The 14,009-nt window shown below is 65.8% G+C and carries 1 protein-coding gene; it reads left to right on the plus strand.

What is annotated here, in order from left to right:
* Window positions 1-19 precede the first annotated feature (19 nt).
* The gene (locus tag PSH91_RS16005) at window positions 20-13,966 is read left to right on the plus strand and encodes a non-ribosomal peptide synthase/polyketide synthase (RefSeq protein ID WP_305466158.1); all 13,947 of its coding nucleotides are present in this window, start codon (window positions 20-22) and stop codon (window positions 13,964-13,966) included.
* The last annotated feature ends 43 nt before the right edge of the window (window positions 13,967-14,009 follow it).

Consider the following 14,009-nt stretch of genomic DNA (forward strand, 5'->3'; position numbering starts at 1 on the left):
TTTACGCAGGATCCTTTCAATGACCAGCGAAAAAACCACCGGTAACCCGATCGAAGACATTTACCCGCTGTCGCCGCTGCAACAAGGGATGCTGTTCCACTCCCTGCTGCACGAAGACTCCGGTGTGTACCTGATGCAGGATCGCTACCGCATCGGCGGGGCCATCGATGAAGGCGCGTTCCTCGAATCGTGGCGCCAGGTGGTAGCGCTGCACCCTTCCCTGCGCGCCAGTTTCCAGTGGAAAAGCCAGAAGCAACCGGTGCAGGTGATCCATCGTCAGGTCAAGGTACCGCTGGACACCCTCGATTTGCGCGGGCTCGCCCCCCATGAGCAGGAAGCGCGGATTCGCACCCTGCTGGAAGACGAGCAGAAAGTCGGCTTCAACCTGTCCAAGCCACCGCTGATTCGCTTCCGGCTGGTGCGCCTGGCTGATGAGTCCTACGAATTCATTCGCAGCTTCCACCACATCCTGATGGACGCCTGGTGCATTTCCCTGGTGACTGTGGACTTCCTCAAAGTCTACGAAGCACTGTGCAACGACCGCACGCCGGAGCTGAAAAGCCCTCGGCCGTTTCGCGATTACATCCAGTGGCTGCAACGCCAGGATGCGGGCAAGGCCGAGGAGTTCTGGCGCAGCCAGTTGCAAGGTCTAAACGCGCCCACGCCACTGACCGTGGACAACGGCGTGACCCGCGACCGCTACACCGATGCGGTGCTGGTGGACGATCAACTGATTCACCTGAACGAGCAGGAAACCCAGGCGCTGGCGGCGTTCTGCCGCAATCGGCGGATCACCCCGAACACGTTTTTCCAGGGCGTCTGGTCACTGCTGCTGTCGCGCTACAGCGGGCAACAGGACGTGGTCTTCGGCGTCACCGTGGCCGGGCGTCCGGCCGACCTGACCGGCGTCGCGCAAATGATCGGCCTGTTCATCAACACCCTGCCACTGCGGGTGTCGGTGGACCCGAATGCCACGCTCGGCAATTGGCTGGGCGACCTGCAAAAGCTCAACGTCGACATGCGTGACTTCGAGCACACGCCGTTGACCGACATCCAGGGCTGGAGCGATTTCCCCCGGGGCGAGACCCTGTTCGACAGCATCCTGGTATTCGAAAACGCCCCCATCGACGAACAGATCCTCGAAGGCGGCTTCCAGTTCAGCCTCGAAGGCATGGACCACAGCGTGCACACCCACTACGGCTTGACCGTGGTGATCCTGCCGGGGGAACAGCTGGGCATCCGCGTGTCGTATGACCGCGAACGTTTCGAGGCCGCCACCGTGCAGCGCCTGCTGGGCCACATCGCCAGCCTGGTGCGCAGCATGCTCGCCGCCCCCGACGCGCCGTTGGCCAGCTTCGAACTGCTGGCCGCCGAGGAGCGCCAACAGTTGCTGGGCGAGTGGGCACTCAACCGCCACGATTTCCCGCTGGATCAAAGCTACGCCGAGCTGTTTGCCGCCCAGGTCGCCCAGCGCGGTGATCATGTCGCCGCGATCTGCGCCGGTGAGTCACTGACCTACGCCGAGCTGGACCTGCGTTCCACGCGCCTGGCTCATGCCCTGCGCGAGGCCGGCGCCGGTGCAGATCAACTGGTCGCGCTGGTGGCCCCTCGTGGCCTGGCGCTGTTGACCATGATGCTGGCCGTGTTCAAGGCGGGCGCAGCGATGCTGCCCCTTGAGGTCAATCACCCGCCCGAGCGCCTGCGGGAAATCCTCGGGCTGTCCCGCGCGCCTCTGCTGGTGGCGAGCGAAGCCTGCAGCGGCCTGCTCGATCAACTGCTCAGCGACCTCGACCGGGGGCCTGAGGCGCTGTTCGCCGAGGCCTGCTGGACGTCGGGCAACGACGCGCCTCTGCCGGTGCTCGCCGGTCCGGACAGCCTGGCCTACGTGCTGTTCACCTCCGGTTCGACCGGCACTCCGAAGGGTGTGATGATCGAACAGCGCGGCATGCTCAACAACATCTTCGGCAAAGTACCGGCCCTGGGCCTCAGCGCCGCCGACCGGATTCCCCAGACCGCCTCGGTGGCGTTCGACATTTCGGTGTGGCAGTTCCTCGCCGCACCGGTGCTCGGTGCCACCGTGCACATTCTTCCGGATGAGGTCGCCCACGACCCGCAACGCCTGCTGCAAGTGCTCGCCAGCGAGCGCCTGAACGTGCTGGAAATCGTCCCGAGCCTGATGCGCACCTTGCTCGCACTGTGCCCATGCGATTTGCAACTGCCGGACCTGCGCTGGGTATTGCCCACCGGTGAAGCCCTGCCGCCGACCGTGGCCCGCGACTGGTTCGCCCGGTTCCCCGACATTGCCTTGATGAACGCCTACGGGCCGGCCGAATGCGCCGACGACGTGGCCTTCCAGCCGATCTTCGAAGCACCGGGGGCCGAAGTCAGTCACATGCCCATCGGCCAGCCGACCGCCAACAACCGCCTGTATGTGCTGGACGAAGCCCTGCGCCCGGTGCCGGTTGGCGTGGCCGGGGAAATTTGTGTCGGGGGCGTCGGCGTCGGCCGCGGCTATCTGCACGACCCGCAACGCACCGCTGACGCCTTTATCGACCATCCTCAACTCGAAGGTCGCCTGTACCGCACCGGTGACCTGGGACGCTGGCGTGCAGACGGGGTGATCGAATACCTCGGCCGCCGCGACCAGCAGGTCAAACTGCGCGGGCACCGGATCGAGCTGACGGAAATCGAACACCGTCTCGCGCAGCACCCGAACGTGCGGGAAGCCGCAGTCCTGCTGCGGGAAAACACCGTCGGCGAAGCCTGGCTGGTGGCGTACTGGGCGGCCCATGACCAGGCCCTGGGCAGCGACGGCCTGAGCGAGCACCTGCGCGCGCAACTGCCGCCGTACATGGTGCCGGCGGCCTTCGTCTGCCTGGACAAGCTGCCCCTGAACAACAACGGCAAGGTCGATCGCAAGGCCCTCGCCGCCCGTGAGCTGGACTGGCAGGCCGACACCCAGCATAGCATCGCCCCGCGCAACGCGCTGGAAACCAGCGTGGCGTCTGTCTGGGCCGAGGTCCTGGGGCGCGACACAGTAGGCGTGGAAGACAACTTCTTCACCCTCGGTGGGCATTCACTACTGGCGACCCAGATCGTGGCCCGCCTGCGCACCCAATTCAAGCTCGACCTGCCGTTGCGGGTGTTGTTCGAACAGCCGACCGTGGCCTTGCTGGCCGAAGCCATCGCCGCCCGCCAGGCCGAGGCCGCCGCACCACACGCCAACGCGCTCAGCGTGCCCAAGGCCCAGCCTCGTCCGCCGCTGCTACCGCTGTCGTTCTCGCAACAGCGTCTGTGGTTCATCGAACAACTGACGCCGGGCACCACCCTGTTCAACATCCCGTTCGCCCTGCACCTCAAGGGTGAACTCAACGTCCAGGCGCTGCACGCCAGCCTGAACGACCTGCTGGTGCGCCACGAAATCCTGCGCACCGGCATCCACAGCATCGACGGTGTGCCGTGCCAGCGCATCAGCCCAACCCTGGATATCGCGCTGCCCTTCGAAGACTTGTCGAGCCTGACCGCCACCGCCCGCGCCGGCGCGCAGTTCAATGCCTTGCAAGACACCTTCGAGCAACCGTTCGACCTGACCTGCCCTCCGTTGCTGCGGGCGCGCTTGCTGCGCCTGGCGCCGGACGATCATGTGCTCGGCATCGCCCTGCATCACCTGGTCTCGGACGCCTGGTCGGCCACCATCGCCCTGCGCGAGCTGGCCCTGGGTTATGAAGCCCGTTGCAACGGCGCGCCCGCCGCCCTGCCGGCCCTGCCACTGCAATACGCTGACTTCGCCCTCTGGCAGCGCGAACACCTGCAAGGCGCCGAACTCAAGCGCCAACTCGATTACTGGACCACCACCCTGGACCGTCGCGACAACGACTCCAGCCCGCTGCTGGCCTTGCCCACCGATCATCCACGGCCATCGGTGCAAAGTTACCGCGCCGGGATCGTGCAGCGTGAACTCAGCGCCGACCTCAGTGGTCGAGTGCAAGCCTTTGCCAGTCGCCTCGGCACCACGCCGTTCACCGTCCTGTTCGCCGGTTTTGCCGTGCTGATGCACCGTTTGAGCGGCGACGCCACGGTACTGGTCGGCACCCCGGTCACCCACCGGGAACAACCGGGCACCGAAGGTCTGCTGGGTATCTTGCTGAACAACCTGGCGATCCGCGCCGACTTCGAGCCGCAAGCCGACTTCACCGCCCTGGTCAAACAAGTGGCCGAGCGTCTGCGCAGTGGCTTGCTGCATCAGGACCTGCCGTTCGAACAATTGGTCGACAGCCTGCAACTGCCGCGCAGCCTCAGCCATGCGCCGCTGTACCAGGTGATGGTCGCCCAGCAACTGGCCATGGAGTCGCGGTTGCGCTTCCCCGGGCTGGAATTCGAAGCCCTGGACACGCCGCTGCGGCACTCCGAATGCGACTTGGACTTGCACGTGCTGTGCCCGGCCAATGCGCCGATCCAGCTAGAGCTGATGTTCGCCCTCGACCTGTTCGTCGCCGACAGCGCCCGCCAGACTCTCGCGCGCCTGGAGCATCTGCTCGAACACATGCTCGCCGAGCCACAGCGCCCGGTCGCCGCCTTGCCGCTGCTAATGGACGCGGAGTGGCAACGCACCGTGGTCGAGTGGAACCGCACCGAGATGCAGGTGCCGACGCACCTGACCTTTGCCCAGTTGTTTGAACAACAGGCCGAGCGCACCCCGGAACGCGACGCCCTGTGTTTCGAAGGCCGCAGCCTGAGCTACGGCGAACTGAATCGGCGCGCCAACCAGGTGGCGCATTACCTGCGCAGCTGTGGTGTCGGTGCCAACCGCCCGGTGGCGCTGTGTGTCGAGCGTTCGCTGGAACTGCTGGTCGGCCTGCTGGGCATTCTCAAGTCCGGCGGCGCTTATGTACCGCTGGACCCGACCTACCCGGTGGATCGCCTGGCGTACATGCTTGAAGACGCGCAGCCGGCACTGTTCCTCGGCCAGCAAGGCCTGCTGGAACAGCTGGGCGCCGAACTGCCACGCTTGCGCCTGGACAGCGACGCAGCGCTGTTCGCCAACCAGCCGGACAGCAACCCTGCCCCGCTCGCCGGCCCGCAAGACCTGGCCTACATCATGTACACCTCCGGCTCGACCGGTAAGCCCAAGGGCACCCTGGTAACCAACGGCTCGGTGGTCAACCTGGCCTGGGCGCGCATCCATGGCTTGTATCGCCGCTACACCGACCAGCCGATGCGCACCAGCTTCAACTACTCGTTCGCCTTCGACAGCTCGGTGGCCGAGCTGATCCTGCTGCTCGACGGCCACAGCCTGTACCTGACCCCGGAAGACGTGCGCTACGACCCCGAGGCCCTGGCCGGGTTCTTCCGCGACACCCGTCTGGAAGCCTTCGAGTGCACCCCGGCACAGCTCAAGGCCCTGCTTGAAAGCGACGGTGTTCGCCGTGGCGAGGTGTACCTGCCGCGCTTCGTGCTGTTCGGTGGCGATGCGGTGGATGCACAGCTATGGCAACGCTTGCCGTCGATTGCCGGCAGCCGCTTCTTCAACACCTACGGCCCAACCGAATGCACGGTCGATGCAACCGGTTGCGCGGTGGATGACTTCCCGCTGCGGCCGATCATTGGCCGGCCGATCGCCAACGTGCGCACTTACGTGCTCGATGCGTTCCTCAACCCGATGCCGGTGGGCGTCCCGGGGGAACTGCACATCGGCGGTGCCGGCGTGACCCTGGGCTACCTCAACCGTGCCGAACAGACCGCGAAGGTGTTCATCGAAGACCCGTTCTCGTCGCTGCCCGGTGCGCGGATGTACAAGTCCGGCGATCTGGTGCGCTGGCTGCCCGACGGCCAGCTCGAATACCTGGGACGCATCGATCATCAAGTGAAGATTCGTGGCTTCCGCGTCGAACTGGGGGAAATTGAAACCCTGATCGGCGCCCAACCGGGCGTGCGCCAGGCCGTGGTGTTAGCCCGTGAAGACGTGCCCGGCGACAAGCGTCTGGTGGCCTACGTGACCTGCGACCAGCAGGCCGACATCCACGCCTGGCGCAACGCCATTGGCGCCGCCCTGCCCGACTACATGGTGCCTTCGGCATTCGTGCTGCTCGATGAGTTGCCACTGACCGACAACGGCAAACTCAACCGCAAGGCCTTGCCGGCCCCGGACATCCAAGCCGCACCAGACGCTCTGCAGCCACCGCGCAGCGTCGCCGAACAGCAACTGGCTGCCCTGTGGGCCGAGTTGCTGAACGTGCCGTCGTCGCAGATCGGCCGTGACAGCCACTTCTTCTACCTCGGCGGCCACTCGCTGCTGGCGGCGGCGCTGTTTGCCCGCCTGCGTCAACAGTTCACCAGCGTGCCACCGTTGCGCTCGGTATTTGAACACCCAACCCTTGAAGCCTTGGCCGCGCTGCTGGGCGATCCCCTGCAAGCCCCGGCGGCGACCTTCGCTGCACCGGCACGTCCGGCACGCCTGCCGCTGTCGTTCGAACAGCAACGCCTGTGGTTCCTCGAACAACTGAGCGCCGGCGGTGGTGAATACAACGTGGTCAGCGCCGTGCAACTGGACGGCGAACTCAATGTCCAGGCCCTGCAAACGGCCCTGGACAGCGTGGTCCAGCGCCACGAGATTCTGCGCAGCCGCATCGTGCGCGATACCGACGGCGAGTTGGCGTTGATCGTCGAACCGCAAGTCGCTATCACCTTGCAAGTCACGCCACTGCAGGCCGCCAGCGACGAGCAGTGGCAACAACTGACCGACGCGGCGATCCACGCGCAAACTGGCCGCCGTTTCGACCTCGCCGCCGAAGTGCCCTTGCGTGCCACACTGCTGCAACGCAGCGGCGGCGCCCAGTCGCTGCTGTTGCTCAGCCTGCACCACTGCGCCACCGATGACGCCTCCAGCCAGAACCTGCTGGATGAGCTGCGACAGTTCTACACCGCCCAGTGCCAGGGCACTCCGGCGGCACTGCCGGCGCTGGCGCTGCAATACCCCGATTATGCCCTCTGGCAGCGCGAGCCCAGTCAACAGACCATGTTCAGCAGCCAACTGGAATACTGGCGCAACCAACTGGAGGACGGCGACTACCTGCTGGACCTGCCGACCGAACAGGGCCGTCCGAACCAGCTCGCCCCAGCGGCCGGCGCAGTGCAACTGCAATTGCCGTCTGCCCTGGTGGCACGCCTGCGGCAGTTCGCCCAGCAACGCGGCGCCACGCTGTACATGCTCATGCTCGGTGCGGCGCAGTTGCTCTTGGGGCGCTACGCCAACCAACGCGACGTACGGGTCGGCAGCCCGGTGGCCCAGCGTCCATTCGCCGAGCTGCAACCGCTGATCGGCTGCTTCGTCAACACCGTGGTCATGCGCACCGATCTGGATCCGACGCTGGATTTCGAAGGTTTGCTGGGCCAGGTGCGCAACCGTGTGCTGGATGCCCAGCAGCATCAGGACGTGCCGTTCGACCAGGTCGTGGAGCACCTGAAACCTTCGCGCAGCCTCGGCCAGACGCCGCTGTTCCAAGTGCTGTTCGCCATGCAGAACGCCGATTCGTCGAGCCAGCCATGGCCGCAGTTGCAGGTCAGCGAACGGGCGGTGACCGCCCAGGCCACCAAGTACGACCTGAACTGGGAAGTGCACGACGGCGAGGTGCTGTCGGTGTTGCTGGAGTACCGCGCCGCGCTGTTCAGCGAAACCACGGCCCGGCATTGGCTGGAACAGTGGCAACAGCTGCTGGAAGCCATGCTCGAAGCACCGCAGGCCCGTCTCGGCGACTGGTCACCGTTGCCGGCGGCAGAACGTCAGCGTCAACTGGTCGAATGGAACGCCACCGAGCGCAACTACAGCGGCCCGACCGACCTGCACACCGCGCTCAGCCAACAAGCCGCCCTGAGCCCCAACGCCCCAGCGCTGGTGTTCGAAGGCCAGCGCCTGAGCTATGCCGAACTGGATCAACGGGCGCAAACCGTTGCCCGGGCCCTGCGCGCCGCCGGTGTAGGCACCGACAGCATCGTGCCGCTGTGCATGGAGCGTTCGGTGGAGATGGTCGTGGCCTTGCTCGGCATCGTCCATGCTGGCGCCGCGTGGTTGCCGCTGGACCCGGAATTGCCGGCTGCACGCCTGGCGTTCCTGATTGAGGATGCCGATGCCAAGGTCACCTTGACCCAGGCGCAGTGGCTGTCGCGCCTGCCCGCCGGGTATCAAGCCTGGACCCTCGACGCCCTGCCCCAGGCCCCGGCGTTCGAGCCGATCAGCGTCGAAGCTCACGACCTGGCCTACGTGCTCTACACCTCCGGCTCCACCGGCCAACCCAAAGGCGTGATGAACGAACACGGCGCCTTGATGAACCGCCTGCACTGGATGCAGGACGCCTTCCCGATTGGCCCGAACGACCGTGTTCTGCAAAAGACCCCGTACAGCTTCGACGTGTCGGTGTGGGAGTTCTTCTGGCCGCTGATCACCGGCGCGACCCTGGTGGTCGCCCGTCCGGACGGGCATCGCGACCCGGCCTATCTCAGCCAGTTGATCCAGCAGGAACGGGTCACCACCCTGCACTTCGTCCCGTCGATGCTTCGGGCGTTTGTCGAAGAACCGAACCTGGTCAACTGCCACAGCTTGCGCCAGGTGTTCGCCAGTGGTGAAGCACTGCCGGTGGATCTGGTGCGGCGTTTCATGGGCCAGCACCCGGCGGCCCTCGTCAACCTGTACGGCCCGACCGAAGCAGCCATCGACGTCTCGGTCTGGCGTTGCTCGGCCAACGACGTGATCGTGCCAATCGGTAAGCCCATCGCCAACCTGCGTTTGTACATCCTCGACGAGGCCATGCAGCCGTTGCCGATTGGCAGCATCGGCGAGCTGTACATCGGCGGTGTCGGCGTGGCCCGGGGTTATCTGAAACGCCCGGACCTGACCGAGGAACGCTTCCTCGCCAGCCCATTCATCGAAGGTGACCGCCTGTACCGCACCGGCGACCGTTGCCGCTTCCTCGCCGATGGCAACATCGAGTACCTGGGGCGTCTCGACCATCAGGTGAAGTTGCGCGGCCAGCGCATTGAACTGGGGGAAATCGACGCCGCACTGCTCGCGCAGGCCGGTGTTCGCGATGCCGCCACCTTGTTGCTCGACCAGCGCCTGGTGAGTTTCTGGTGCGGAGACACCGATGAGGCGACCCTGCGTGCCGAGTTGAGCGACAGCCTGCCCGCGCACATGCAGCCCAGCCTGTTCGTGCAGCTCGACAGCCTGCCGCTCAACAGCAACGGCAAGCTCGACCGCAAGGCATTGGCCGCCACGCCGCTGCCACAGAGCCAAAGCGACCAGCCGCACACAGCACCGCGCAACGCCACTGAAAGCGTACTCTGCGAACTGTTCGGCGAAGTGCTGGGTTGTTCGCCAGTCGGCATCGAAGATCACTTCTTCCAACTCGGCGGCCACTCCTTGCTGGCCACCCGCCTGGTCAGTCGGGTCCGTGAGCGCCTTGGGGTTTCCCTGCCCTTGCCGCTGGTGTTCGCCCAACCAACGGTGGCGGCCCTGGCCGAGCATCTGCGCGCGGCCATCCCCGGTGAATGGATCAGCGCGCAACCGCGCCCGGCGCAATTGCCCCTGGGTCTGGCCCAGCGCCGATTCTGGATGCTCAGTCGCCTGGTGCCGGAATCCCGCGAGTACCACATGCCGTTTGCCCTGACCTTGCGCGGTGAGCTGCAGGTCCAGGTCTTGCGCGAGGCCTTTGAGCAGCTCAGCCAGCGCCATCTGGTGCTGCGCAGCCGGATTGTCGAAGTCGACGGCGAGCCGCAATTGCTGATCGACGACCACGGACCGGCGCTCGCGGTCACTGACGTCGCGACCCAGGACTGGGCCTCGGCCTGCGCCAACGCCCAGGACGAACTGATGACAGCGTTCGACCTGGCCGCCGCCGCACCTTGGCGCGCGCATCTGCTGCAACGTCAGGGCAGCGACGAAAACCTGCTGCTGGTGTGCCTGCACCACAGTGCCACCGACGGTTGGGCCATGCAGTTGCTCATCGACGAACTGACCCAGGCCTACGCCGCCGGCCTCAACGGGCAGTCGCCGGCCTGGACGCCGCTGGAGATCGACTACGTCGATTTCGCCCTGTGGCAACAACACCCGGACACCCAGGCCCGACGCAGTGACAGCCTGGACTATTGGAAAAACCACCTGGGCCAGGAAGACTACCAACTCGACCTGCCCATCGACCATCCGCGTGGCGCCGAAGCAAATCGTCGCGCCCGGCAACTGACCCTCCGTCTCGGCACCCAGCGCGCCGAAGCCATCCGTCAGTTCGCCCGTCAGCGCGGCACCACCACCTATGTGGTGCTCGCCACGGCCTTGAGCGCGCTGCTGGCGCGTTACAGCGGTCAACGGGAGATTCGCTTCGGCACCCCGGCGGACCAGCGTGATCAACCGCAAGCCCAGACACTGCTGGCCTGTCTGGTCAACACCCTGGTGATCCGCAGCGACGTCGACCAACGGGCTCCGGCCGAGCAATTGCTCACCAGCCTTGAGGCCGACCTGCGCGCAGCCCAGGCCCATGCCGACCTACCCTTCGCCACCCTGGTCGGTGCTGTCTCGCAAAACCGCGAGCTGAGCCGTACACCGCTGTTCCAGGTGCTGTTCTCCCTCAACTATGGCCGGGTGGACAGCAGCCAATGGCCGGGGCTGAACGTCGAAGAGCAGATGCTGCCGGTGATCGACGCCAAGTTCGAACAGAGCTGGGAAGTCCAGGACGATGGCAGCGACATGACGCTGGCGCTGGAATACCAATCGGCCTTGTTCGACGAAACGACGATGCAACGCTGGAGCGCGCAGTGGTGTGCGCTGCTTGATGCCTTGGTGGCAACCCCTGGGCGCACGCTGGTCGAACTGTTCCCGCAACAGCAGGATCAGCAGCAACTGGATCGCTGGAACGCCACCGAACGTCACTACAGCGGCCCGACCAACCTGCACACCGCGCTCAGCCAACAAGCCGCCCTGAGCCCCAACGCCCCGGCATTGGTGTTCGAAGGTCAGCGCCTGAGCTATGCCGAACTGGATCAACGGGCGCAAACCGTTGCCCGGGCCCTGCGCGCCGCCGGCGTGGGCACTGACAGCATCGTGCCGCTGTGCATGGAGCGTTCGGTGGAGATGGTCGTGGCCTTGCTCGGTATCGTCCATGCCGGTGCCGCGTGGTTGCCGCTGGACCCGGAATTGCCGGCTGCACGCCTGGCGTTCCTGATTGAGGATGCCGATGCCAAGGTCACCTTGACCCAGGCGCAGTGGCTGTCGCGCCTGCCAACCGGACATCAAGCCTGGACCCTCGACGCTCTGCCCCAGGCTCCAGCGTTCGAGCCGATCAGCGTTGAAGCTCACGACCTGGCCTACGTGCTCTACACCTCCGGTTCCACCGGCCAACCCAAAGGCGTGATGAACGAACACGGCGCCTTGATGAACCGCCTGCACTGGATGCAGGACGCCTTCCCGATTGGCCCGAACGACCGTGTTCTGCAAAAGACCCCGTACAGCTTCGACGTCTCGGTGTGGGAGTTCTTCTGGCCGCTGATCACCGGCGCGACCCTGGTGGTGGCGCGTCCGGACGGGCATCGCGACCCGGCCTACCTCAGCCAGTTGATCCAGCAGGAACAGGTCACCACCCTGCACTTCGTACCGTCGATGCTGCGGGCGTTTGTCGAAGAACCGAGCCTGGTCAACTGCCACAGCCTGCGCCAGGTGTTTGCCAGCGGCGAAGCACTGCCGGTGGATCTGGTGCGGCGCTTCATGGGCCAGCACCCGGCCGCCCTGATCAACCTGTACGGCCCGACCGAAGCAGCCATCGACGTCTCGGTCTGGCGTTGCTCGGAGGGCGATGCAATCGTGCCGATCGGCAAGCCCATCGCCAACCTGCGCTTGTACATCCTCGACGAGGCTATGCAGCCGTTGCCGATTGGCAGCATCGGCGAGCTGTACATCGGTGGCGTCGGCGTGGCCCGTGGTTACTTGAAACGCCCGGACCTGACCGAGGAACGCTTCCTCACCAGTCCATTCGTGGCCGGTGATCGCCTGTACCGCACCGGTGACCGTTGCCGCTTCCTGGCCGATGGCAACATCGAGTACCTGGGGCGTCTCGACCATCAGGTGAAATTGCGCGGCCAGCGCATCGAGCTGGGGGAAATCGACTCAGCGCTGCTTAACCTGCCGGCCATCACCGGCGCCTGCACCCTGGTCATCGACAACCGCCTGGTGGCGTTCTACAGCAGTAGCACCGCGCAGTCGGACCTCGACACCCAGCTTGCGGCCGAACTGCCGGCGTACATGGTGCCGGCGGTGTGGGTGCAAATCCCGGCCCTGCCCCTGAGCACCAACGGCAAGATCGACCGCAAGGCCCTGGCTGCCCTGCCCCTGCCAAGCACCCAGAAAGACTACGCGGCACCGCGCAACGAGCTGGAACGCCTGCTCTGCCAGTTGTTCGGCGAACTGCTCGGCGACACCTTGACCGGCGGCCGTGAAGTCGGCACCTCGGACAGTTTCTTTGCCCTGGGTGGTGACTCGATCCTCGGCCTGAAACTGATCTCGCGCCTGCGTGAACAGGGCTATTCGCTCACGCCACGGGACCTGTTCCGTTCGCCGACCCCGGCGGCGCTGGCCCACGTGACCACGACACTGTTGACCCAGGCCGAGCAAGGCGACGTGAGCGGGCCGATGCCGCTGATGCCGTTGCACCAATGGTTCTTCGACCAGCAGCAGGTCCAGGCCGCCCACTGGAACCAAGCGGTGCTGGCCGACAGCGACCGTCGCCTGGAACCGGCCATCGTGCAAGCCACGCTGGACCGGCTGGTGGCCCACCACGACGCCCTGCGCTTGCGTTTCAGCAACATCGACGGGCAATGGCAGGCGCACATCGCGCCGGTGGCCCCGGCCCAACTGACCCGCTGCGAACACCCGGAACAACTGCTGCACGTCGCGCAGAGCCTGGACCTGCAACACGGCCCGTTGTTTGCCGCAGCCCTGTTGGAGGGCACGCCGCAGCGCCTGTACCTGGTGGCCCATCACCTGGTGGTCGATGCGGTGTCCTGGACGCCGCTGCTGGAAGACTTCCAACAGCTGTACCCCGCCCTGGAACGTGGAGAGCAGCCGACGTTGCCGGCAAAAACCACCTCGTATCGTCAATGGGCCGAGCACCTGCAAGCCCATGCCGCGAAGGCTGCTACCGAGCATCGCTACTGGAGTGCCCAGGTCGGCACGAACCGGCCGCCCATGGCCACGGTCGCCGAGCGCCAGACACTGGCGGCCCGCTGGGATGCCAGCCGCACGCAGCAATGGCTGACCGAGTCCCACGCGGCGTACCGCACGCAACCGGAAGAACTGCTGATCGCCGCCCTCGCCGCGACTCTGGCCGAGGTCGAACAGCGCAGCGATATCGTGGTGGACCTTGAGCGCCACGGACGTGACGCACCGTTTGCCGGGCTGGACGTCGGCCGCACCGTCGGCTGGTTCACCACGCTGTACCCACTGCGGGTGAACGCCCGCGGTGCCGCGGGCGAGCAGGTGCGCAACGCCAAGCAAGCTTTGCGTGACGTACCCGGCCAAGGCCTTGGCTACGGCTTGCTGCGTCAGCGCGGCGAGTTGCCGGCCAGCCACGGTGATGTGCTGTTCAACTACCTGGGGCATGAGCAAACGCCAGAGGGCTGGTTGCGCGCCAGCAGCCTGACCCCGCCGCCGGAGATGGCCCCGGTGAACCGAGTGACCCATGCCCGTGAAGTAGTGGCCTGGCTGGAGGACGGCGTGTTGCGTGTCGAATGGCACAGCGTCACGCCGAACGCCGACAGCCGTTTGCCCGCTCGTCTGCTGGAACACTTGCAGGCGCTGGTCGAGCACTGCCTCGACCCGCAGGCCGGTTCGCTGATGCCAGCGGATTTCCCGCTGGCCAAGGCGCTGAACCAGAAGTCCCTGGACAAGCTGCTGGGCAAACTCAAGACCAAACCCAATTCCCAAAGCTAGCGAGCGACGCCGCGCCCGCGCAGGTCTCGGACCGGCGCGGCGC

This window comes from Pseudomonas sp. FP1154 (assembly GCF_030687245.1).
In the GTDB taxonomy this organism is placed as follows: domain Bacteria; phylum Pseudomonadota; class Gammaproteobacteria; order Pseudomonadales; family Pseudomonadaceae; genus Aquipseudomonas; species Aquipseudomonas rhizophila.

Coding starts and splice junctions, on each gene's coding strand:
- PSH91_RS16005 (WP_305466158.1), top strand. CDS start 20: ATGACCAGCGAAAAAACCACCGGTAACCCGATCGAAGACATTTACCCG.